This is a genomic window from Pseudoalteromonas sp. APC 3358, from assembly GCF_030408075.1.
In the GTDB taxonomy this organism is placed as follows: domain Bacteria; phylum Pseudomonadota; class Gammaproteobacteria; order Enterobacterales; family Alteromonadaceae; genus Pseudoalteromonas; species Pseudoalteromonas arctica.
The window spans coordinates 14,343-38,160 of the sequence record NZ_JASDCE010000006.1; the positions used below are offsets into that span (position 1 = coordinate 14,343).

Genomic DNA, 23,818 nt, shown 5'->3' on the forward strand with positions numbered 1-23,818 from the left:
CGAAAGTGAGATTAAACAGCTTAAAATTAAGCAGCTTGCTCTTCTTTCTGTACACGTACTGCTTCAATTGTTTTACACAATTTGCCAGCAGACGCTTCTTTCATAGCACTCATTAAGCGTGCAACAGCTTCGTCGTATGTAGGTAATGTAGCAAGCATTGCTGCATCAACAACATTTCCTTCAAAAGCGGCCGTTTTAAGCTCGAATTTCTCATTCTTTTTCGCGAAATCTGAAAAGATACGCGCAGCAGCACCTGGGTGCTCTGATGAGAAAGCGATTAAGCTTGGACCAACAAATGAATCAGAAAGACACTCAAAATCTGTTCCTTCAAGAGCACGTTTTGCTAAAGTGTTACGGACAACTTTCATCCAAACACCATTTGCACGAGCTTCTTTACGAAGGGCAGTGATTGCGCCAACTGTTACACCACGAGAATCTGCAACAACTGCAGATAGAGCACCATTGGCTGCTTCGTTGACTTCAGCAACTATTGCTTTTTTGCCTTGAAGATTTAAAGCCATGGGTGTTACTCCTGGTTTAATGGGGATACCGATTATCGGATTCCCCTGTTCTACTCTTCCCTACCAAACAAGGTAGAGATGCTTTTTACGGCGAGAGCCAGAAGGATTAGGAAAAATCTATCTGGGGTCTACACCGTCTACGTAGGTGAATATTAAGGCCGAAGCCACCTACGGTCTTGGACGGAAGCCCAATTTATCGTTAACCCCGAAGGCCTAACGAAATTATGGACTTCAACCCGAATTCTTTACTTTGCCAATTAATAAATTAATCAACAAAATGGCGCGAAATTATAGTACAAATTTCACGCCATGTAAACACTGATTAAGCTACAGTTGTGCTTAAAGTGTTTTGGTCAACAGAAACGCCTGCGCCCATTGTTGTAGAGATAGTTACTTTCTTCAAGTAAACACCTTTAGCTTGAGAAGGTTTAGCCTTCTTAAGCGCAACAATTAGAGACTCAAGGTTTTGTTGTAATTGCTCTGCAGTGAAATCAACCTTACCAATAGTAGTATGGATGATGCCATTTTTGTCATTACGGTAACGTACTTGACCTGCTTTAGCATTTTTAACTGCTTCTGCAACGTTAGGCGTTACAGTACCAGTTTTAGGGTTTGGCATTAGACCACGTGGGCCTAAGATTTGACCTAGTTGACCAACAACACGCATAGCGTCTGGTGATGCAACAACAACGTCAAAGTTCATCTCGCCTTTTTTAACTAGTTCAGCAAGATCTTCCATGCCTACTAATTCAGCACCGGCTTCTTTTGCAGCTTCTGCATTAGCGCCTTGTGTGAATACAGCAACACGAACGTCACGACCAGTACCGTTAGGTAGTACAGTAGCACCACGAACGTTTTGATCAGATTTACGAGCATCGATACCAAGGTTAACGGCAACGTCAACACTTTCTACGAATTTAGCTGTCGCTAACTCTTTTAAAAGAGCAACTGCTTCATTGATTTCGTAATCTTTTGTTACTTCCACTTTTTCGCGGATAGTACGCATACGTTTAGTTAATTTAGCCATTTCTTAGTCCTCTACGTTCAAGCCCATCGCACGCGCAGAACCTGCGATAGTGCGAACCGCTGCGTCCATATCGGCAGCTGTAAGGTCAGTTCGTTTTGTCTCAACAATTTCTTCAAGTTGAGCACGAGTTACTGTGCCTACTTTATCAGTGTTAGGACGGCCTGAGCCTGACTTGATACCAGCAGCTTTCTTAAGTAAGTAAGCAGCAGGTGGCGTTTTCATGTCGAACGTAAATGAACGGTCACCGTAAACAGAGATCACTACAGGAACTGGAGCGCCTTTTTCGATAGACTCTGTACGTGCGTTAAACGCTTTACAGAATTCCATGATGTTTACACCGTGTTGACCTAGTGCAGGACCTACTGGAGGACTAGGATTAGCCATACCAGCGGCAACTTGTAGCTTGATTAGAGCTTCAACTTTTTTAGCCATTATAAATACCTCATTTGGTGGGTCTCAGCCTTGTGCGCGCGAGGACGCGTACTCTAACGGCTTCCCAGTTTAAAAATTGGTTTCGTACTTTTTGCACAGTAAAAATAAATTTTACCTTAATACAAAAAGGCCGCTGATTATAAGTTAATCAGCGGCCTTTTTCAAGCTTCATGCCAAAATTTAAATAAAAATTAGCGAAGCTTTTTTAATCAATTACTTATCTTGCTCAACTTGACCGAATTCAAGCTCAACTGGCGTAGAACGACCAAAAATAAGTACAGATACTTTTACGCGGCTCTTTTCGTAGTCAACTTCTTCAACTACACCACTGAAATCTGCAAATGGTCCGTCTGTAACGCGAACAACTTCACCTGGTTCAAATAATGTAGCAGGTTTAGGTGCTTCAGCATTTTCTTGAAGGCGATTAAGAATGCGTTCTGCTTCTTTAGGAGTTATTGGAGCAGGACGATCAGACGTTCCACCAATAAAGCCCATTACACGTTCAGTGCTGTTCACTAAGTGCCAGCTTGCGTCATTCATATCCATTTGTACTAATACATAACCTGGAAAGAATTTACGCTCAGATTTACGCTTTTGGCCAGCGCGCATCTCAACAACTTCTTCAGTTGGTACTAGTATCTCACCAAAGCTCGATTCAAGACCTTCGATTTTAATGTGTTCAGTTAACGTTTGAGCTACACGCTTTTCGTAACCAGAAAAGGCTTGTACTACATACCAACGTAACTTAATTTCTTTGTTCTCGTTCTCATCCGACATGGGATCAGATCTCCAATCCAGTTAAAAAGCCTACAGCGCGGAATAAAATGCCATCTAATCCCCAAAGGATAAGTGCCATAATCACTGTTGCAACCATTACAATTAATGTCGTGTGGGTAGTTTCTTGGCGCGTTGGCCAAATAACTTTGCGTACTTCAATTCGAGCTTCTTTAGCGAAAGCAAGAAAGTTACGTCCCTTAAATGTTTGCGAGGCAATTGCTAATCCGGCCGCTATTGCAACAACAACGCCGATAGCACGTAGTAGTACAGATTGATCTGCATACATGTGATTACCAACAACTGCGCCTGCAAGTAGCGCGATTGCTACTAACCACTTTACTGACTCCATCGCACTTGATGGTGTTTCTACATTCGTGCTCATAATATTATTACCTTAACTACAGACACAACAACCCTACACTACGGTAAGGTTAATCCATTAAAATCTAAACTTAAAAACAGACTTAATTTAAACCGGTTTTTAATCTCAGACTACTCAAACCACAAGTAAAACTGGCAGGGGCGGAGAGATTCGAACTCCCAACCATCGGTTTTGGAGACCGCTGTTCTACCAATTGGAACTACGCCCCTGCAAAGTGGATGCCTATTATACTTACGCAGTCCATTAACACAAGCCTAAAAGATACCCACATTGGAAAATCTCGGCATTGCATTAAAAAATCAATCTTAACATTGATTAAAAAGCAGTTTATGATTGTCCAAATTATAGGGACTCACAATTAGATAGGAAGTCTGTGAAAGCAATAAAAACAATCATAAGATACAAAATTATTAGCTTTTTATTATTATTTCATATTAGTTCTTATGCCCTGCCATTGTACTTAGATACATATACAAATGAACAAGGTTTATCACAAAATTCAATTACCTGCAGTACCACTGATGAAAAAGGGTTTCATTGGTTTGCTACCCAAGGTGGCTTAAACCGATTTGATGGGTATGAATTTAAGCACTATAAATTCAATCCTTCACAACCTAGTATTTCGGGAAATTGGATTACGGACTGCCTGAATTTAGGAAACGGCCACATTTGGTTTGCTACAACAAGTAATGGGCTTAACTTATTAAATACTGAAACAGGAAGTTTTAGTGTTTTTAACCAGTACTCAACCCCTCCTATTACAAACGAACGTATTTCATCAATTTCTTCTAATTCGCCACAAATCATTTGGATTGGTCACGATAAAGGGCAACTTACTCGTTTAGATACATACACAGGTACTACCGAATTATTCTCTTATCAGGGCACGAATCACTTAAATGTTGTTTTTAAGGATGTGCTTTTTGATGATCAAAAAAACCTTTGGTTAGCAAGTAGTATCGGGCTGATTAAGTTCGATACACAAACACATCGGTTCGAACATATATCTAATAGCCCTGAACAGCTCTGGCAATTAAAAAAAGCAGCAAACGGCAAATTTATTATAGGAGGCAAGACTGGTCTAAGTGTTTTTGACTCAAACACACTCGCATTTTATAACTTTGAGCAACTCAAAAATGTTTGGGTCACAGATATACTTTTTGATGATGAAAAAAAATTATGGGTAAGCACTTATGGTCATGGTCTTTATTACCAAGCTACAGATAATTTATTAAGTAGCGAGTTTCGTCAACTTACTCACTCTCCAGATTTAAAACATGGCTTAGCTAACGATCACCTATTATCACTTTACCAAGACCCTCAAGGCATTATTTGGATTGGTACAGACGGCTATGGATTACATCGCTATGATAAAAGGCAGACTCAGTTTGGTCATCAAAAACATCAAAGCAATAACCCAGCTTCTATCTCGAATGACTTTGTAAGAGCAATACTCAAAGACAGTAACAACTTACTTTGGGTGGGTACGCGCGACGGACTTAACAAACAAACTGACACAGGATTTAAACGCTATAAAACAGATAAAAATCAAGATATAGGCTTAACTAATAACAATATATTTAGTCTTTATGAAGATGCCAATAAACGCGTATGGATAGGCACATACGGAGGTGGTTTACTGCTTTACAACCCAATTAATGATAACTTTTCGGCTTTTACTGTGCAAAGCCATCAACTCAGTAGTAACCGTATTTATGCAATCGAAGGTGATCTAAGTGGTAATTTATGGCTGGGCAGTAACGAAGGCTTAACGCGATTTAATCCCGATACTTCACAGGTTACAAATTTTAAATACACCGCAGATAAAAATAGTATCTCAAATAATACTGTTTTTAGTATTACTTATGACAGCGACAATAACGCTATATGGGCAGGAACCCGCGCAGGGTTAAATAAACTTTCTTTACATGATGAAACATTCACTCATTACCAAAGCGATCTTAAAAAGCCTAATAGTTTAACGCATGACATGGTTACATCCTTGCATTTACAAGATAAAAACACTTTATGGGTAGGTACTTTTGGCGGGCTCAATAAATTAAATATCCAAACAAACAAAGTAATAAGCATTACAGAGTTTGATGGCTTACTTAACGATAATATTTTTGCAATTAAACAAGATAGCAGCGGTTACTTGTGGCTAAGCAGCAACCAAGGCCTAACCCGTTACGCTCCTCAAACCCAACAAATGCAGCATTTTTTACCCGCAAACGGTATACAGCATCATTCTTTTATTTTAGGTGCCGCTTTTCAAGCAGATGACGGCGAGCTATTTTTTGGTGGTATTAACGGTTTTAATCAATTTGATCCGTTAAAACTAACCCTAGCAACTCAACCCCCAAAACCCGTTATTACAGACTTACTTATTTATAACCAGTCAGTCGCGACGCAGCAATATATAAAAAACAAGACCCAAACGGCTAAGCTTATAAGCTATACAGACAGACTCTTTTTTAAAGAAGAAGATGGTGTTATCGGCTTTAAATTTTCTGCTTTAAACAGTGCAGAGCCCCCTTATCAATACCAATATGCTTACAAGTTAGCTGGGTTAGATAAGCAATTTTTATACGCAAACAAAAACCAGAGGCAAGTTAGTTATTCTCAACTTCCCGCTGGAAGCTATCACTTTATTGTAAAAGTTAAAGATCAATACGGTCAATGGAGTGATGATAAAACAATGGTTGCGCTTAAAGTTACTCCACCTTGGTGGAAGAACAATGTTGCCTATGTCACTTACATCATGATCGTATTATTTATAATGTGGTTAATTATAACAGCAAGGTATAGAGCTAACGTTGCAGAGCAAGCAAACTTAAAAGAGAAAGAACTTAGCAACTTAAAAACCCAACTATTAGATAATGTTAGCCATGAACTTAAAACACCATTGAGCTTAATATTAGCGCCACTTGAGAGTTTACAAAAAAGCCATAAGGATTCAGACACCCAACAAAAACTAGCGATGATTCAACGTAATAGCTATAAGCTATTGGATCAAATAAACCAACTTTTACAGCTCAGCCAGCGCCCAAGCACAGCAGTGAAACACGTCACACCCTATGCTATAAAGCCGGTAGTTGAACAATTAATTGAAGATTTCACTCCTTTATTTAAACAAAAAAATATTACGTTCGAGTTTGAAGATTTAACACAAAAAACTATTCCCATTAAATTAGAGCTAAATCATACAATTTCTATTATCAGTAACTTATTGAGTAACGCCCAAAAATACACTCCAAACACTGGCAAAGTATTACTTCAGCTATTAACTCAAAAACAAAAATTAATCATCACAGTCTCAGATACTGGTGTTGGTATAGATAAAGAGCACCTTGAGACCGTTTTTCAACGATTTACACGCATAGATACGAGTAATCAAAGCGGTAGCGGTATTGGCTTAGCGCTGGTGAAGCAGCTAGTTGAGCAATATGGAGGAACTATTGAACTTAAAAGTGAATTAAACAAAGGCAGTTGTTTTACTGTTTCACTCCCAACAACTCAAATAGACGAAACCTCTAACCTTACCGCTCTTGCTGTGTCTAAAAGCAATAATTTATGTGCAGTAAAAAGTAATAAGATTCTTATTATTGAAGACAACGATGAAATGCGTGATTTAATAACGTCACTATTTATTAGTAGCTTCACGTGTATAAGTGCAGCTAACGGAGAGCTAGGTTTAGCTTTATGTAAAAACGAAATGCCTGACTTGGTAATAAGTGATGTAATGATGCCCGTTATGGATGGCTATCAGTTTATTAAAGCACTGCGCAGCGACACGGCTATTAGCCATATTCCGGTGTTATTACTTTCAGCAAAGGCAGATACGCACAGTAAATTAAAGGGCCTAGACTTACTTGCTGATGACTATTTGAGTAAACCTTTTGAGCCGCAGCTGTTACTCAGCCGTGTTCAAGGGTTATTAACGATTAGAGAAGTACTTAATCAACATTTAAAACAACAACTACCTGCTTTATCACAAACAACCCAGCTCGACCCACAAATGGCGCAAAGTAAAGATTATGTATTTACCGAGCGTGTAAAAACGACAGTAAAAGAGCATTACCAAGACGAAGCATTTAGTGTAGAGGAATTTGCAGCAGCGCTCTACCTCAGCCCTCGCGCTTTACAATTAAAAATGAAAGCCTTGTACAACCTAACACCAAGCGATTACATTCGAAATATTCGTTTAGAATTTGCACAAGAGCTTTTAAAAAATAGTGAGCTTGCAATTGGCCTGGTAGCACAGCAAGTTGGCTTTAATTCACAAAGCTACTTTGCCCGGTGCTTTAAAGCAAAATATAATATGTCCCCAAAAAAGTTTCGCGAACAATCCTGATAAATTTCGCCTGTGTGACTAAAAATTTCGCACCAGTACTATTATTAACCTACTGATTTAACTAAATTAACATGAATTTAAATATTAAAGGAAATGCACTGCATTTCCTTTGAGCATATTAATTAAGGACAGTCATATGTTAAAAGCACCACAAAAACTATTATTAACGGCACTATTAACTACCACTCTGAGCGCTTGTCAAAGCACCTCCACAAATGTTACGTCAGGTCAAAATTCACCAGACATAAACACTGTCGCCCAAGAACAATACAATGGGCCTAAAGCTCGTATTGCTGTTGCACGCTTTACCGACAAATCAAACAACTCAAAATGGTGGCGTAAAGAAATAGGCGACGGTATGGCTGATCAATTGACTACGGCACTCGTATCAACAAATCGCTTTATTGTTTTAGAGCGCCAAGCGCTTGATGCTGTTTTATCAGAACAAGACCTAGCAGCCTCAGGTCGCGTTAGTGCATCATCGGGTGCCGCTTATGGCGAAATAGAAGGTGCTGAAATAGTCGTTATTGCAGCGGTAACAGAGTTTGACGATGACAGCTCTGGTGCAAGTGTTGGCAGTGGCGGCTTTATGGGCGATGTATTTAGCTCTGTATCAGCTGGTTTTTCAGGTTCTCATATGGCAATTGACCTACGCCTTATCGACACACGCACATCACGAATTTTAGCAGCAACAAGTGTTGAAGGTGGCAGTAAAGATTTTGACTTTACTGGAGCCGCAACCAACTTTGGTGGCGCACTTGTTGGCGGTAATATTAGTGGATGGTCTGATACCCCTAAAGAAAAAGCCCTTCGTGAAGTTATTATTAAAGCGGTTGAGTTTTTAGAAACTAAAATTCCAGATACTTACTATCGCTATAACAGTAACAACACTTTAGCATCGGGTTACACTGCGCCGCCACCGGCAGCTGTACAAGCAAAAACAGCCAGCAAGAGTGCTGTAACAGTCGATGTACCAACCCATAGAATGCCACATTATGAAAAGATGGATTTAGCAATGTCTCGCCTAAGCTTGGTATGTTTGGGTTACCTAAGAAACCAGCCTGATTACGAAGAATTCGAAACACAGGATGTTGAGTACGATCGTAAAACAGTTATCGCACTTCGTGAGTACCAACAAGATAAAAAACTAAAGGTAACCGGTTTAGCTGATGAAACAACTAAGAAGTCACTTGATGATAGTGGTTGTATTGCTAAAACGAACAAATCAAGCCTCGAAAGTATAAGCAACATGTTTAAGTTTAATTAATGGCTTTGACTTGGGTAGCTAATAAAAAGAGCTACCCAAGTACTCACTATCTAGTTAGCGCCTTTAACAAGTGGTACTCCGTTATTACCTACCGGAATATAAACAGTTGTATGATTAGGTGACTCAGCCATTTTTATTTGTGCATTAATAGCTTCATGTTGAATGTAATTAGCTGTTAGTGTTGCGTTAATTATCTTCTGAGCTTGAGCAATCCCTTTGGCTTCTTCAACCCTAATTTCAGCGTCTTTTTTGGCAATCTCTTTTTGTGTTTCTTTTTCCGATAATAGCTGCTGAGCTGCCAATTTTTTCTCAACTGCATTAGCAACAATATCGGGGTAATTAATATTGCCTACTACAACGTTTGCAAGTTTAAACGGCGTTGTCGATAAATAACTTTGCAGGCGCAGAGTCACTTCTTTCGCAATTTTCTCACGATTTGTTTTAAGCTCACCACTATCGTATTTTTGTACTGTATCGCGCACATACGTTCTAAAAGTTTCACGTACAAAGCGTTTATACCAATTTTCGGCGCCGTACTGCTCTACCACAGTTTTAACAGAGCCACTCTCAATAGCAATAACAGCATGAAAATCAAATTTAATATTTAAATCATCATTCGCTAAGATTCTAAATGTCTCGGTATATGTATTAGGTCGCATATCGATGTTTACCACTTCATTTCGCAGTAATGACATACCGTAATTAGATGGGCCCTTCATTGTTCCTTGATAACCACCTTCACCAAATACACGCGGCTTTTCGAATACGTAGCCTTCTTCACCTGCGGGTGTGCTTGGGTTAGTACATGCAGTTAATCCAAAACCAACGACTCCTACAACCAATGCACCTTTAAATAGGTTATTAAACAATGTTTGTGTCCCGGAGTTTCTTGCTCTCATCATCTTTCCTTTAATTACTTTTTAATATTGTATAAACGTCACTTAACAAGCTTGAAGCACCAAATCTAAATGTATTTGCTTGCAAATAATCATCCCCCATTATTGCGCGCGTAAGCGTTAAATAATCACTGGCATCGGCAACAGTTTTAACACCGCCGGCAGCTTTAAAGCCCACACGTTTATCCGAATTTTTAATGGCTGTTAGCATAATTTTTGTTGATTCAAGAGTTGCATTAATGGCCACTTTACCCGTACTGGTTTTTACAAAATCGGCACCACCTTCAATTGCCAATTGAGTAGCCTGCGTTATTAGCGCTTCGGTTTTTAGCTCACCGCTTTCTATTATTACTTTTAGTTGGGCGCGCGACCCACATGCTTTTTTACTTTCGCTTATATAGCTAAGTACTGTTTGAACATCGCCCGCTATGAGTTTTTTGTAAGGAATAACCAAATCAATTTCGTCAGCGCCGCGCTCTATTGCAATAAGTGTTTCGTTAATTACATCACTCAGTGGCGCATCACCCGTTGGAAAGTTAGTGACCGTTGCTACTTTTACGTGGCTTAGTTCTCGTGCCGCTAATGCGATTTTAGCATCATCAACAAAGTCGCTATAAACACATACGGCGGCAGGTGTGCCCAGCGTCGGGTTTATACTATCAACAAGTGCTTGAATGCTTTTGGTGGTATCGCTGGTGTTTAAGCTTGTTAAATCCATCAGTGCGACTGCTAATGCGGCATCTTTTTGGTGTTGTGTCATTAGAGCTCCGTTGCTTATGTAATACCAATTTTATTAAAAACATGATCATTTTAGCGTATTAAATAACTTACTAACTACGTTAAAAATTATTTATATAGAACAACTATGTATCATAATTTTAGCCTTGTTATTGAGCTATTTTCTCGTCGCTATAATAGATCACTAATTTAATGCAATTGGTATAAGTACAAAATTTGATATGCCTCCATATTAACAAATTAAACCAAACTCGCTATAGCTCATAACCAAACACTATAAGCTGTTTATTTTACTTGTAACTCGGCGCAATCCCTTGTTAACTAACTCTTAGGCCTAAAAAGCCCACCTATTATAACTTTTGGTTATATCAACTTGGTTTTAATTATTTTTTACTTATTGATAGCCGCTATATTCTGCTTATCAGAATAAAGCGTTTTCTTATATTTGAATTTGTTTAGGGGTCTTATTAACGTGCAGTATTTACCTATCTTTACCAAACTCGACAACAAACCAGTATTGGTTGTTGGCGGTGGAGAGGTCGCATTACGCAAATGTCGCGCGTTTTTAAAAGCGAGAGCGAGCGTTACTTTAGTAGCGCCTTGGTTTTGCGACGAACTAAAAGAGCATGCGCATAATAATGAAGTAACGCTTATTGATGCTTATTTTGATGAGTCGCATCTCGATGGCAAAATGCTTGTTATTGCAGCAACCGACCGCGATGAAGTAAACAACAACGTATTTGAACTTGCCAATGCCCGCAATGTATTTGTAAACGTGGTTGATGACCAACCTAAATGTACGTTTATATTCCCATCCATTGTTGACCGCGACCCAATTACGATTGCGATATCAAGTGCAGGCACAGCGCCGGTACTTGCACGTCGCTTACGCGAAAAGCTCGAAACCCTTATTCCGCATCATATTGGTCCACTTGCAACACTTGTTGGTGGCTTTAGAGACAAAGTAAAAAAACGCTTTAAACATTTTTCAGACCGCCGCCAATTTTGGGAAGGCGTATTCGACTCATCTGTCGTGAGTAAAGTGCAAACCGGTGATACTCAAGCCGCACAGCAACAACTAGAGCAAATGCTAGATGCTAAAGCAGAACCTGAAGGCGAAGTATATATAGTAGGTGCAGGCCCTGGCGATCCAGAGCTTTTAACACTTAAAGCACTACAACTTATGCAACAAGCCGACGTCGTCGTTTACGACTTTTTAGTGTCTGACGAAATTATGGAATTAGTGCGCCGCGATGCTGACCTTATTTGTGTAGGCAAACGTTTAGGCGATCATAGTGTTGTTCAAGACGACACCAACCAAATGCTGGTCGACCTTGCTAAACAAGGCAAAAAAGTGTGCCGCATTAAAGGTGGCGACCCGTTTATTTATGGTCGTGGTGGCGAAGAAGTACAAGTACTGGCTGCTAACAACGTAAATTATCAAATTGTACCAGGTATTACAGCCGCTGCAGGTTGTAGTGCTTATGCGGGTATTCCGCTAACGCATCGTGACCATGCACAAGCCATTCAATTTGTAACTGGCCACTGTAAAAAAGACGGCCAAGAACTTGATTGGCAATCGTTGGCAAAAGCAAATCAAACGCTTGCTATTTACATGGGCGTAATTAAATCGCCGCACATACAAAGCGAGCTTTTAAAGCATGGCCGCAAAGCCGACACACCTGTTGCCATTATCGAAAACGGTACACGCAAAAATCAGCGTGTAGTAACAGGCCAATTAGGCGAACTTGCCGACTTAATCCAGCGCAACAGCATTATATCGCCTGCGTTACTCATTATTGGTGAAGTAGCCGCCCTGCACTCGCAACTAGCGTGGTTTGGGGAAAACGAACAAACAAGCAGCTTTGCACAGCCGCTAACAGATGTATCAAATACATAACCGAATTTTAAATTTGTAACTTTTAATCATTTTAGTAGGACGACTAACAATGGCTTTAACTCACCTTCAGCAACTTGAAGCTGAAAGTATCAAAATCATGCGCGAAGTCGCCGCTGAGTTTGAGAACCCAGTAATGCTTTACTCTATTGGTAAAGATTCGTCGGTACTTTTGCACTTAGCGCGTAAAGCATTTTACCCTGCAAAAATTCCGTTTCCGTTATTACACGTAGACACCAATTGGAAGTTTCGTGAAATGATTGAGTTTCGCGACCGTATAGCTAAAGAATACGGTTTTGACCTACTGGTACACAAAAATCCAGAAGGCATTGAAATGGGTGTAGGCCCGTTTACGCATGGCTCGGGTAAACATACCGACATAATGAAAACCCAAGGCTTAAAGCAAGCACTTAACAAATATGGTTTTGATGCTGCATTTGGTGGCGCACGCCGCGACGAAGAAAAGTCACGCGCAAAAGAACGTGTTTACTCATTCCGCGATAAGCACCATCGCTGGGATCCTAAAAACCAACGTCCTGAGCTTTGGAACACTTATAACAGCCAAGTTAATCCGGGCGAAAGCATTCGTGTTTTCCCGTTGTCTAACTGGACTGAGCTTGATATTTGGCAATACATTTACCAAGAAAACATCGACATGGTACCGCTTTACCTAGCAAAAGAGCGCCCTGTTGTTGATCGCGATGGCACCCTAATTATGGTTGACGATGAGCGTATGCCACTTAATGAAGGTGAAGTACCGCAAATGAAATCTGTACGTTTTCGTACATTAGGCTGCTACCCACTTACCGGTGCAGTTGAGTCAACAGCAAGTACTTTAACCGAAATTATTGAAGAAATGCTGCTATCTACGTCATCTGAACGTGAAGGTCGTGTTATTGACCATGATTCAGCAGGCTCAATGGAGAAGAAAAAACGTGAGGGGTATTTTTAATGTCTAGCCAAAATAACGATACATTTAACGAAGTAAAAGAAATAGGCATAGACGCCTACCTAGCACGCCAACAAGACAAAAGCTTATTGCGTATGCTTACGTGTGGCAGCGTAGATGACGGTAAATCAACATTGATTGGCCGCCTACTGCACGACAGCCACCAAATTTATGAAGATCAGCTAGCAGCCCTTCATAAAGATAACGAAAAAGTAGGTAATGCAGGTGAAGATCTTGACCTTGCATTATTAGTTGATGGCCTACAAGCTGAGCGTGAGCAAGGCATTACCATTGACGTAGCGTACCGTTACTTTTCAACGGCTAAGCGTAAATTTATTATTGCCGACACGCCTGGGCACGAGCAATACACGCGTAACATGGTAACGGGTGCATCAACAAGTGATGTCGCCATTATTTTGGTTGATGCGCGTTACGGCGTGCAAGTACAAACCAAGCGCCACAGCTTTATTTGTGACTCGCTTGGCATTAAGCAGTTTGTTGTTGCCGTTAATAAAATGGATATCGTTGATTTTGACGAAACCGTGTATGAAAAAATTAAGGCCGATTACCTTAAATTTGCTGAGCAACTTAACGTATCAAACATTAAGTTTGTGCCTATGTCGGCGCTTAAAGGCGACAACGTAGTAACGCGATCTGCTCATACACCGTATTACACCGACAAGCCGCTACTTGAATTACTAGAAGATTCGCCAGCAGCCGAAACAGATACAGGCTTTGAAGCGCGCCTACCGGTGCAATATGTCGTGCGTCCTAACTTAAACTTCCGTGGTTTTCAGGGCACACTTACGTCGGGCAAGATACACGTAGGCGATGCTATAAAAGTATTACCGTCGGGTAAAACATCAAGCATTAAAGAAATTGTTACCTTTGATGGCAATTTAGATAGTGCTGAAGCAGGCCAAGCAATTACCGTTACCCTAAATAACGAAATTGATATTAGCCGAGGCGACGTAATAGTACCTGCAAATTCAACGGCCGTTGTTACTAACCAGCTGCAAGCTAAAATTGTGTGGATGCATGAGTCGCCATTAGTATTAGGTAAAAGCTATAACCTAAAGCTAGGCAGCAAAAACACTTCAGCTATTGTTACAAAAATTGATTACACAATTGATGTGAACACGCTTGAGCACGGCACTAGCGACTCATTACAGTTAAACGAAATTGCGATTGTAACGCTTGAACTAACCGAAACTATTTTGGCAGACGAGTACCACAGCAATCACGAAACAGGCTCGTTTATACTAATCGATCGCTTATCAAACCTAACGGTTGCTGCGGGCATGATTGAACAAGTACTGCAAAGCCAAGCACAGCAAAGTAACTTTAGCGAATTTGAAGTTGAATTTAACAGCTTAGTACGCAAGCACTTTCCGCATTGGCAAGCGCTTGATATTTCTAAGTTATAAGTTAACTTTAGCCTGTTAGGAATTTAAAAGCATGGTAGAACAGCTCGTTTTAACAGGCATTATGCTTACCTTAGTCGGGTGCCTTTTTGGCACCCGTATTAATCCAGCATGGTTATTTGTAAGCGCAATTGGCACCAGCTACTTAGCAGGGCTAATCGATCTTGAGAGCATGTTAATTAATTATGCTAACCCGTCGCTTATCACCTTAGTGCTATTGGTGTTAGTGTCGACCGCAATAGAAAAAACCACCCTAATTCAAAAGTTAGCGCAATCGCTATCTAAAGGTAGTTTAGTAAAATCGGTAACAAAATTGGGGTTATCAACCGCCTTTTTATCGTCGTTTACTAACAATACCGCCGTTGTTGCATCGCTTATTACCGCGATAAAAGACAACCCTAATCACTCCCCTTCAAAGCTATTATTACCGCTGTCGTACACTGCTATTTTGGGCGGCACTATTACGCTTATTGGTACATCAACCAACTTAATCGTCAATGGCTTTGCAGTTGATGCGGGCATGGAACCGCTGGGCTTTTTTGACTTTACCTTAGTGGGTTTAGGCGCGTTAAGCGTAGGCCTAATTACCATTTTAGTGATGCTTAAATACTTACCCGACAACGGTAAAAGCGACCAAGAAGTCGTGCCTTTTTACCTAGAAGGCAAAGTACAAGCAAACTCAAAGTTAATAGGCCAAACCGTTGAAGAAAACGGCCTGCGTGATTTAAAAGACTTATTCCTCGCTGAAATTATTCGCGATGGCAGCCGCATTTGCGCAGTCACCCCGCAGCAAATTATTCAAAAAGATGACGTGCTGCTTTTTGTAGGTGACATAAAATCGGTGCCATTACTTACCCGTTTCGACGGCCTAAAAGTAGTACACGAAAATCATCAAAAAGACATAGAACATTTAGTAGAAGTAGTCGTAAGTCAGTCTTCAAAATTTATAGGTAAAACCGTAAAAGAAGCCCGCTTTAGAGAGCAATTTCATGCTGCTGTTATTGCCATTCGCCGTGGGCACGACCGCTTACAAGGCGGCCTGGGGCAAGTGCAATTACAAGCTGGCGACTCACTTATACTCGCACCAGGTAAAAACTTTTACACCTTGCCTAATTTAAAGCGCGAATTTGTGTATATTTCAGGGTTTGACTTACAAGCCCACCTTGCACCTAAACAATCAAACATTGTGCTACTAAGCTTTGCCGCAGTACTGGGTTTAAGCATTATTGGCATAGTGCCGCTGGTTAAAGGCTTATTAGTATTACTAATTGGCTTAATGCTCAGTGGCACCATAAAACTTAACGAAGTAAAACGCCGTTTTCCTATCGAGTTACTCGTAGTCGTAGGCAGCGCCATTGGCCTTGCTAAGTTAATGATAGGCACCGGACTTGCCGGGCAAATATCCGACGCCATGTTTATGGTACTTGGCGACTTTGGTCCTTACGGCGCATTTATTGCCATATTTTTAATGACCGTATTATTTACCGAGCTTATTACTAATAACGCAGCAGCTGCCTTGTCGTTCCCTGTTGCTTACTCGCTCGCGGTTGGTTTTAATGTAGACCCGCTGCCATTTATTATGGCGGTTGCCTTTGGCGCATCAGCTAGCTTTATATCGCCATTTGGGTACCAAACTAATCTAATGGTTTATAGCGCGGGTAACTATCGCTTAAAAGATTACATAGTGATGGGCTTACCCCTTTCTATTATTTATTCAATCACGGTATTAACCTTGATCCCGCTGGTATTTCCATTTTAATACCTGCGCTCACAGCATAAGAGACTCTCACTATGGATGAAAATATAGTTTGGCATAACTACGCAACTACAAAAGCACAGCGTAGTGAGCAAAAAAAACATAAGCCCGCTATTTTATGGTTTACCGGCTTTTCAGGCTCTGGCAAAAGCACCGTAGCAAACGCACTAGAAGCTGCGCTTAATCAGCAAGGTACGCACACTTACCTACTCGATGGCGACAACGTACGCCACGGTTTATGTAAAGACCTAGGCTTTAGCGACGAAGACCGCATTGAAAACATACGCCGCGTAGGCGAAACCGCTAAATTAATGACCGACGCTGGCTTGTTAGTACTTACTGCGTTTATATCGCCCTTTAGAGCGGAGCGCGACATGGTGCGTAACTTAGTAGATGACGGCGAGTTTATTGAAGTATTTATCGATACCCCGCTGGATGTATGCGAAAGCCGCGATCCAAAAGGGTTATACAAAAAAGCCCGCGCAGGGGAGATAAAACATTTCACGGGTATCGATTCAAGCTACGAAGTGCCAAACAATCCAGAAATAATTTTAGATACAAGTAAAAACACCCTAGACCAATCGGTTACACAACTGATAACGTATCTAAAACAAAAGCACATAATATAGGTTAACCCCATGAATCAAACCGAACTGCTAGAAGAAACCCTCATCCTTGCCCGCAAAGCAGGCCAAGCGATAATGGGAATTTACGAAAAGGACTTTAACGTTGAATACAAAGCCGATGAAAGTCCCGTAACCGACGCCGATTTAGCAGCTCACAAACTGATTGTGGCAGGGCTTCAACAGCTCACACCCGACATTCCAATACTCAGTGAAGAAAACGCCGACATAAGCTGGGATGTACGCCAAACGTGGAAAAGCTACTGGTTAGTTGACCCAATCGACGGCACTAAAGAATTTATTAAAAAGAACGGTGAATTTACCGTAAACATCGCCCTAATTAAAAACGGCACTCCTATTTTAGCCGTAGTAGATGCACCTGCCCTTGGCGTATCGTACTTAGCCGCCGAAGCAATTGGCGCATTTAAAGATAAAGGCGATGAGCGAATTGAGCTTAAAGTAACGACTAAACCTAACAAAGGGTTAATTCGTGTTGTAGGCAGTCGCTCGCACCCATCACCCGATTTAGCCGAGTTTGTGAAACGCTTTGATGAGGTTGAAATGGTGTCTAAAGGCAGCTCACTAAAGCTGTGTTTAGTCGCTGAGGGCAGCGCCGATATTTACCCGCGCTTAGGTCCAACTTGCGAATGGGATACAGGCGCAGGCCATGCAATCGCCGAAATAGCCGGTGCTAAAGTCACTAAGCTTGATGGCAGCCCGCTTATTTATAACACTAAAGATGAGTACTTAAATCCGTATTTTATTGTAAGTGCGATAGAAGAGTAAGCACGGTTTAGCGTAGGTTGGGTTGAGTGAAACGAAACCCAACATCTTTAAATCATGAGCTTTAAGCAGACGCCAATAAGTCTGGATTTTCACTCGTAATAAGATAGCTTAAACCACGAATAGTGCTCCTGTAACTAATTATGCTCTGCGTTCTATTAAAAAACAATTTCACCACCGAGAGCACAGAGTCGCTTCGCTACACAGAGGTTTGAAACCTAAGCTAAAAACATAAGTCGGAATCTCGCCGAAGCTCAACTCTAACTTACTCTTCTGATAAACCTAAATTATCGATGACTTTAAATTTCTGATCTTCTGTAATATCTTGATGTTGAAAACATTGAATTTTGTTTTTTAAGTATACCTTTTCATCTGTCGTAACTTTTAGTAGGTGCTGTCGAAAATAAATAGCTTCAGGTTCAGCAAACTTAGCATTATTTATAAGGAGTAATGTCGCATTTGCTGAAACACTAGCTAGACAAATACTTAAAATATTTTCCATCCTCTTTTCATCAAAGTTGAATTTTGAGTCATCGAATTGTGTAAATACCAAATAATGTATTGTTAACTCAATGGATTCCATATTTAGTTGGTCTAAGTTTTCAAGTAAAAACTCTCTAAAATCTATGCCCTGTGTAAAACTTTTGGCTTTCTCAGCGATCTTCCGGCGTTCTTCTATCTCTTCAACATCAAAATAATGACCTTTAGAGTCTTTTTTAACAAATAAACTAGGTAACTCTCGAGCTATAAAAAGATAATCGTAATGCCAAGTAAGGATCCTGAATAATAAAGGTTGAGCTGATTCAATTCCAGCTAATTTATTTAACACTTTTTCAAAGTGACCTTCAATAACAACTGTTCGTAATAGTGTATCTTCAAAAATACTAGGATATGAAAATAAACCTGACTTTTCAGCCTGTTTATTGTCTAAAACAGCAAAGGCTAACAACTTTCTCTTATTCTTACTTTCAATGTCATCACCAACTCCAAAAACACCATTAAAACGCTCAAAACTAACTAACCAGCGATGATCTGAGCATATATAATTAGCTAACTCTGCTACGTTTTCAGGGGATATCGTTTTAAAATATTTCAACACTTCCTGATCTCTTAGCTCATTTTTAGGAACGGTTTCTAATAAAATTCTATTTAAATAATTCACCGTATCTTGCGAATTACCAACTCCTTGAAGATAACCTCTACCATCTTTTTTAGCGAAATTACCTTCAGCTTCCATCAAGTGGTCAGGTAAATCAACTAAACACTCAAGAAGTGAAGTTAATGCTTTATTTTCAATGGGGGAGGAGTTATTAGTAACTAGGTCATGTAACATTTCTTTAATACTTCTACTACCTTCAACTGGATTTATATTGGAACCTGTACCATTTAGTAGCCTCGGATAGTTACTGATAAACTGATTGAATAATACTGGTTTTAATTCTCTTAAAGTCATTAGTAGCATTAAAGAATCAAATGCCACTTCTCCTAGAAGTTTTTCATTTACCCAACACTTATCAACTCGGCGCATAACACGCTTGAACATGCGCATTGAAATAATTAAATTGCTAGCAATAATTCCAGGGAGGTAACGCTTTTCACTAAAAATATCAGAGGTTAATTTTTTGTATCTATTAAAATTAGTAATAAATGGTTCATTGGTTAAAACCATTTCTTTATTAAATATCTCTTTAGTACTTAATTCTGCCCACTTACATAACTTATCTCTAAAATCTTGCTCTACAATCGTCTCAACATAGTCAGCTATCTTACTCAACACCTCAATATGCTCAATTTTAGTATTACCCATCGCAACGATAAAATTGATATGACTTAAGTTTCTATTTTTCAATCTATCTAGTAGCGCGGCTATAGCATTTAAACGTTTTGCACTTTCTTCATCAGTACCACGATCAACATCTTGCAGAGTAATCAATAATTTATGGTTTGTTGTGTCAAGAACGTCATTAAGCTTTTGAAAACTTCCTTCAATATCAACAGGACCTGCTAGCAAGGTAGATACAAACTGAAATGCACTACCACCTGATTTTAGAGCTTCGGTATAGTGTTTAGGTAGCGCACGAAAGGCGCACATATCAATGTGCTGACTTATATCGTCTATAATATGGCTCAATACAACATGCGCAACGCTACCAGTTTCTGCGCCCCAAGTAGATATATCGCTGTGTATCCAAACACTCTCTTTTTCAGAGTTTCTTGCTAAATCATTCACAATACTTTCGACGATACTGCTTTTTCCGCAACCATAAGGCCCACATAGCGCTATGTGTTGTGCTAAATTTTTTTCATACTTATCACGACCATTTTGCAGCCGCTCGGTGATACGCTTTGCATACACCTGTAAGTCGGGCTCTAATCTTTCTGTACTTTTGATAATTGAATCATCTTTGAACCATTCTCTGAAATCTTCTAACGTTTTTAGTTCTGGGCTTTCTTTAGTTTCAATCGGCTCAATTTCAGAAGTAAAGTTTTGTTGTTTGCTCTGCCTGTGTTCATTGCACAATAAGTAAATCGCTAAAATTAAATAACTAGCAGCTAGGCTGATAAATACATAAAAAGCAGCTGCTATATAAGCAAGACCAACAGCAAAATCTACATACATAGTCGATAGAGCAACCAATACAGCAGTAAAAATTGGCTTTTGGGTATAAAGCTTTGCCTGATAAATGACGGTTATGAGCATGCCAATAAACGTAAGTGCTAGGTATTTTAAGCTCATAAAGCTTTGTGCGTATAACGCAGCTTCATCAAATTTTGGTGCTGTGCTTAGCATATAAAAAGCAGTCAGAAGTAATGACGCTAATACAGCAATTGTTACAGGCGGATATCGCCAGCTAAATACAATACTGCGTTTAGGGTGCGATATATAAAACTTATCAAGCAGGAGCTTTATGCCAATACCTGCTAAAAATGCACTGCTGTAATGTAAAACAGGACTGGCATGTAAAATAGCGCCTAAACTTGAATATGCCTTTTGTACAAGACCGATTTTGCTTAAAAATACAGTAATTGTTGCGGCGGTAATTGCGCACAATAAAAGGGAAAGCCAGCGCGTGGCTGTAATGGGGAGTGTTTTAACTTGCGACAACTTAATATCCTTATCAATACGTTACCTTGCCAGTGTATATCAATTGAATATTATTGGATAAGCAAGTTTAAGAAATAAAGTCGCCTCTTGGCTTTACCGCTAGAATGACGCTATGGCTTGTTGGGTTTCGCTTAGCTCTACCCAACCTACGCTTTGATATAAAAATGGAGTTTTATTCCTTCAGGTCTTGTTTTTAGTTTAGGACGAAAGTCAAAAAGAAAGATCTGACTCTATTCTTTTTCTTACGCTTAACGATTTTGCTGGGCGATAAAAGCAAGCGAGTGCTGATTGAATAAGTCAGGGCGTTCCACATTGCAGACATGGCCGCAATGATGAATAGTTTGCAGTACGCTATTTTTATGACGCTCAACCATTTCTTTAACAGGGCCAAGGAACATATGATCTTCCTTACCCATAATGTACAGAATGGGAATATCAATGTCTTTTTCTTTGAAATATTGCATTAAAGGATTTACGTCCATGGCTAATTTAAACCATTTTATAAACTCTTTTTGGCACAAGCGTTTTGCTTCACGAACAAACAAAAGTCGAGATTCTTTATGGCGCTTTTTAGGCATCATAATAAAAGCAAATAAGCGATACAGCCACATATAAGGCAGGAAGTGTTTAAAAGTATTACCTAAATAAACCAATGTATTACTGCGAGTATTAAAACGAGTAACCGCTCCACCTAGCACCATGCTAGAAACATATTGCGGCGCAATTTCAGCAATATTTCGAATAATAATTGTGCCCAATGAAATGCCAACAAAGTGTGCGCTGGTGATATTGTTATGCTCTAACACATCGATAATGTCTTTAGAGACATTATTAAATGAATAATTATTATCAACAAAGTTTTGTACTAAATTATTCGATTTACCGTGGCCACGAAGATCTAGCAACAACACATTATATTCTTTTTTATAAGCTTTAAGCTGACGAAACCAAATTGCCGAACTACCACCTGCTCCATGGACAAATACAACCCATGTTTTACTGGTTTCGTGCGCAAAAGTAGTATGGAAGAGAATGTCTTTGCTCATTGCAGTTAGCGGCCTATTTACTTCGTTTGGCATATTCAATTGTAGGAAGTATAACGGAGTTTAATAAAAATCTCTTATGAAGTTGAGATCAATGGCTTCTACTTAACAGCTTTTGGGAGCAGATTTTGATTTTTAAATGAAAACCAATAAAAATGACCTTCCTCTATTTTTACGTTATGAAAACCGCCTTCCTCGGCTTTCCTGCTAGCATGACGCTATAGCGTGTTGGGTTTCGCTCTAACCAACCTACCCCGTACAGTAACTCTATAATGTGGCTTGCCATTTAAGGCTTTTGCTCACTTTTACACCACTGTTTCGTATTCATGACACTTACCCTCCAATTGAGTCTAATTAATTAGTCTAAAAATCTCTTCAAAACATGAAAAATGTCTCTAAAAACTATACCCTTCGGCGCAGTTATTATTTAAATAATGGATGAGCACACACATGACAACATCTCAAGATGCAACGCTTTCAAATGCATCACCAAACACACACACAAATTCAAATACAAAAACTAAATGGAACCTGCACGATACGCAGTGGACATTAAGTTTATTTGGTACCGCCGTTGGTGCGGGTATTTTATTTTTACCTATTAACATTGGTATTGGCGGTTTCTGGCCGTTAATTATTATGGCGTGTTTAGCGTTCCCAATGACCTTTTTTGCGCACCGCGGATTAGCGCGTTTTGTACTTTCATCAAAAAATAAAGATGCCGATTTTACCGATGTAGTTGAGGAGCACTTTGGTGTGACTGCGGGCCGGTTAATTTCCTTATTATACTTTTTATCTATATTCCCAATTTTGCTTATTTACGGTGTGGGTTTAACCAATACCGTTGATAGTTTTATGGTTAATCAAATGGGGATGGAATCACCTTCTCGCGTGCTACTTTCGGGCGTATTAGTTGCAGGTATGATTAGCTTAATGATGGGCGGCGAGCGCTTAATGCTACGTGCCTTTGCTATTTTAGTTTATCCGCTTGTGGGCATATTGTTCTTTTTATCACTTTATTTAATCCCAAGCTGGCAGATGCCAGATATGACGGTGCCTGAAATAGGCAGCTTTGGTAAAACGTTGTGGTTATCGATTCCTATAATTGTGTTTTCGTTTAGCCACGCAGCGGCTATCTCAAGCTTTGTAAATGTGCAACGCGGTCATTACGGCGAACAAGCTACACGTAAGTCTGAGGCGATTTTAAAGCGCACTAGCTTGCTACTTATTACCTTTGTACTGTTATTTGTGTTCTCTTGCGTGCTGTCGCTTACAGGCGAGCAAATGGCAGCGGCTAAAGCGGCTAACGTATCGGTTTTATCCTATCTTGCTAATATTACTGATAACTCGTTTATTGCCACACTTGGGCCACTTGTTGCCTTTATTGCTATTACATCGTCGTTTTTGGGTCATTTTTTAGGTGCACGCGAAAGCTTTACAGGATTAGTAACTAAACAAACAGGCTTAAGCGCTGGCGTTACCGATAAAATTGGTGTGTTAATCATGTTTTTAGCTATTTGGTTTTGTGCTGTTAAGAACCCAAGTATTTTAGACATGATGGATCAGTTATCGGGCCCTATCATCGCGATGATTTTATTCATTATGCCAATGATTGCAGTTTATAAAGTACCTGCACTTAATAAATACCGAAATCGCTTTAGCACGCTATTTATATTAGCGGTTGGCTCGCTTGCTGTATTTGCACTTTTATACAGTATGCTTAAGTAATAAAACTATTTATACAAAGCCCGGCTACTTTTTAGCTGGGCTTTTTTGTGTGCTGTTTATCTCAAATTGTTTTTTTATAGTCGCTCTTCAGGCATGTTATAAATTAACTAGCCTA

The 23,818-nt window shown here is 39.8% G+C and carries 18 protein-coding genes and 1 tRNA gene; 9 read left to right on the top strand and 10 right to left on the bottom strand.

All coding sequences use genetic code 11. The annotated features are described in order from the left end of the window. Nucleotides 1-26 precede the first annotated feature (26 nt). The 6 genes from rplJ to QL995_RS10950 form a co-directional block, all read right to left on the bottom strand. Entirely contained in the window at nt 27-521 is a 495-nt protein-coding gene (gene rplJ, locus QL995_RS10925) for a 50S ribosomal protein L10 (RefSeq protein ID WP_002958881.1), read from the bottom strand. Nucleotides 522-843: 322 nt separating this feature from the next. Further along, nucleotides 844-1,548: a 50S ribosomal protein L1 gene (gene rplA / locus QL995_RS10930; RefSeq protein ID WP_007580124.1), complete on the bottom strand. Its 705-nt coding sequence runs from the start codon at nt 1,546-1,548 to the stop codon at nt 844-846. Nucleotides 1,549-1,551: 3 nt separating this feature from the next. Further along, complete coding sequence (rplK, locus tag QL995_RS10935) at nt 1,552-1,980, bottom strand: 50S ribosomal protein L11 (RefSeq protein WP_002958879.1); 429 nt, start codon at nt 1,978-1,980, stop codon at nt 1,552-1,554. Nucleotides 1,981-2,193: 213 nt separating this feature from the next. Continuing rightward, nucleotides 2,194-2,757 (bottom strand): transcription termination/antitermination protein NusG, encoded by a 564-nt coding sequence (nusG, locus tag QL995_RS10940; protein ID WP_007580122.1) that lies wholly within the window; start codon nt 2,755-2,757, stop codon nt 2,194-2,196. 4 nt (nt 2,758-2,761) lie between these two features. Beyond that, nucleotides 2,762-3,139, bottom strand: a complete 378-nt coding sequence (gene secE, locus QL995_RS10945) for a preprotein translocase subunit SecE (protein WP_002958877.1) — start codon at nt 3,137-3,139, stop codon at nt 2,762-2,764. A 132-nt stretch (nt 3,140-3,271) separates the two neighbouring features. Beyond that, a tRNA-Trp gene (locus QL995_RS10950) sits at nt 3,272-3,348 on the bottom strand. 164 nt (nt 3,349-3,512) lie between these two features. Between QL995_RS10950 and QL995_RS10955 the strand changes: the two genes are divergently transcribed. Both QL995_RS10955 and QL995_RS10960 read left to right on the top strand, forming a co-directional pair. After that, complete coding sequence (locus QL995_RS10955) at nt 3,513-7,493, top strand: hybrid sensor histidine kinase/response regulator transcription factor (protein ID WP_290294156.1); 3,981 nt, start codon at nt 3,513-3,515, stop codon at nt 7,491-7,493. A gap of 136 nt (nt 7,494-7,629) precedes the next feature. After that, the gene (locus tag QL995_RS10960; protein ID WP_101164436.1) at nt 7,630-8,760 is read left to right on the top strand and encodes a CsgG/HfaB family protein; all 1,131 of its coding nucleotides are present in this window, start codon (nt 7,630-7,632) and stop codon (nt 8,758-8,760) included. A gap of 50 nt (nt 8,761-8,810) precedes the next feature. Here the strand turns inward: QL995_RS10960 and QL995_RS10965 are convergent, their stop codons facing one another. Further along, nucleotides 8,811-9,659, bottom strand: coding sequence for an SPFH domain-containing protein (locus QL995_RS10965; RefSeq protein WP_007580116.1), 849 nt, complete (start codon nt 9,657-9,659; stop codon nt 8,811-8,813). Nucleotides 9,660-9,669: 10 nt separating this feature from the next. Next, nucleotides 9,670-10,416, bottom strand: a complete 747-nt coding sequence (deoC, locus tag QL995_RS10970) for a deoxyribose-phosphate aldolase (protein WP_290294157.1) — start codon at nt 10,414-10,416, stop codon at nt 9,670-9,672. 450 nt (nt 10,417-10,866) lie between these two features. Here deoC and cysG point away from each other — a divergent pair, with 450 nt between their 5' ends. The 6 genes from cysG to cysQ are packed head-to-tail and all read left to right on the top strand — an operon-like array spanning nt 10,867 to nt 17,829. Next, nucleotides 10,867-12,294 (top strand): siroheme synthase CysG, encoded by a 1,428-nt coding sequence (gene cysG / locus QL995_RS10975; protein WP_290294159.1) that lies wholly within the window; start codon nt 10,867-10,869, stop codon nt 12,292-12,294. A 49-nt stretch (nt 12,295-12,343) separates the two neighbouring features. Beyond that, nucleotides 12,344-13,243, top strand: coding sequence for a sulfate adenylyltransferase subunit CysD (cysD, locus tag QL995_RS10980; protein WP_008133447.1), 900 nt, complete (start codon nt 12,344-12,346; stop codon nt 13,241-13,243). After that, on the top strand, nt 13,243-14,667 hold the full coding sequence (gene cysN / locus QL995_RS10985) for a sulfate adenylyltransferase subunit CysN (protein WP_007580108.1): 1,425 nt from the start codon (nt 13,243-13,245) through the stop codon (nt 14,665-14,667). The genes cysD and cysN overlap by 1 nt, the downstream gene beginning before the upstream one ends. A gap of 31 nt (nt 14,668-14,698) precedes the next feature. Next, complete coding sequence (locus tag QL995_RS10990) at nt 14,699-16,423, top strand: SLC13 family permease (RefSeq protein WP_010555007.1); 1,725 nt, start codon at nt 14,699-14,701, stop codon at nt 16,421-16,423. A gap of 32 nt (nt 16,424-16,455) precedes the next feature. Next, nucleotides 16,456-17,049 (top strand): adenylyl-sulfate kinase, encoded by a 594-nt coding sequence (gene cysC, locus QL995_RS10995; protein ID WP_149605738.1) that lies wholly within the window; start codon nt 16,456-16,458, stop codon nt 17,047-17,049. A gap of 9 nt (nt 17,050-17,058) precedes the next feature. After that, complete coding sequence (gene cysQ / locus QL995_RS11000) at nt 17,059-17,829, top strand: 3'(2'),5'-bisphosphate nucleotidase CysQ (protein WP_007378438.1); 771 nt, start codon at nt 17,059-17,061, stop codon at nt 17,827-17,829. A gap of 262 nt (nt 17,830-18,091) precedes the next feature. Here cysQ and QL995_RS11005 read toward each other — a convergent pair whose 3' ends face one another. Both QL995_RS11005 and QL995_RS11010 read right to left on the bottom strand, forming a co-directional pair. Beyond that, on the bottom strand, nt 18,092-20,932 hold the full coding sequence (locus QL995_RS11005) for a P-loop NTPase fold protein (protein ID WP_290294160.1): 2,841 nt from the start codon (nt 20,930-20,932) through the stop codon (nt 18,092-18,094). A gap of 248 nt (nt 20,933-21,180) precedes the next feature. Then, nucleotides 21,181-21,978, bottom strand: coding sequence for an alpha/beta hydrolase (locus QL995_RS11010; protein WP_356947985.1), 798 nt, complete (start codon nt 21,976-21,978; stop codon nt 21,181-21,183). Between the two features lie 447 nt (nt 21,979-22,425). Here QL995_RS11010 and QL995_RS11015 point away from each other — a divergent pair, with 447 nt between their 5' ends. After that, nucleotides 22,426-23,703: an aromatic amino acid transport family protein gene (locus tag QL995_RS11015; protein ID WP_101216819.1), complete on the top strand. Its 1,278-nt coding sequence runs from the start codon at nt 22,426-22,428 to the stop codon at nt 23,701-23,703. Nucleotides 23,704-23,818: the final 115 nt, after the last annotated feature.

What these genes read in the sequence shown, in the direction of transcription:
- rplJ (WP_002958881.1), bottom strand. Translation starts at nt 521, where the DNA reads ATGGCTTTAAATCTTCAAGGCAAAAAAGCAATAGTTGCTGAAGTCAAC.
- rplA (WP_007580124.1), bottom strand. Translation starts at nt 1,548, where the DNA reads ATGGCTAAATTAACTAAACGTATGCGTACTATCCGCGAAAAAGTGGAA.
- rplK (WP_002958879.1), bottom strand. Translation starts at nt 1,980, where the DNA reads ATGGCTAAAAAAGTTGAAGCTCTAATCAAGCTACAAGTTGCCGCTGGT.
- nusG (WP_007580122.1), bottom strand. Translation starts at nt 2,757, where the DNA reads ATGTCGGATGAGAACGAGAACAAAGAAATTAAGTTACGTTGGTATGTA.
- secE (WP_002958877.1), bottom strand. Translation starts at nt 3,139, where the DNA reads ATGAGCACGAATGTAGAAACACCATCAAGTGCGATGGAGTCAGTAAAG.
- QL995_RS10960 (WP_101164436.1), top strand. Translation starts at nt 7,630, where the DNA reads ATGTTAAAAGCACCACAAAAACTATTATTAACGGCACTATTAACTACC.
- QL995_RS10965 (WP_007580116.1), bottom strand. Translation starts at nt 9,659, where the DNA reads ATGAGAGCAAGAAACTCCGGGACACAAACATTGTTTAATAACCTATTT.
- deoC (WP_290294157.1), bottom strand. Translation starts at nt 10,416, where the DNA reads ATGACACAACACCAAAAAGATGCCGCATTAGCAGTCGCACTGATGGAT.
- cysD (WP_008133447.1), top strand. Translation starts at nt 12,344, where the DNA reads ATGGCTTTAACTCACCTTCAGCAACTTGAAGCTGAAAGTATCAAAATC.
- cysN (WP_007580108.1), top strand. Translation starts at nt 13,243, where the DNA reads ATGTCTAGCCAAAATAACGATACATTTAACGAAGTAAAAGAAATAGGC.
- QL995_RS10990 (WP_010555007.1), top strand. Translation starts at nt 14,699, where the DNA reads ATGGTAGAACAGCTCGTTTTAACAGGCATTATGCTTACCTTAGTCGGG.
- cysC (WP_149605738.1), top strand. Translation starts at nt 16,456, where the DNA reads ATGGATGAAAATATAGTTTGGCATAACTACGCAACTACAAAAGCACAG.
- cysQ (WP_007378438.1), top strand. Translation starts at nt 17,059, where the DNA reads ATGAATCAAACCGAACTGCTAGAAGAAACCCTCATCCTTGCCCGCAAA.
- QL995_RS11010 (WP_356947985.1), bottom strand. Translation starts at nt 21,978, where the DNA reads ATGAGCAAAGACATTCTCTTCCATACTACTTTTGCGCACGAAACCAGT.
- QL995_RS11015 (WP_101216819.1), top strand. Translation starts at nt 22,426, where the DNA reads ATGACAACATCTCAAGATGCAACGCTTTCAAATGCATCACCAAACACA.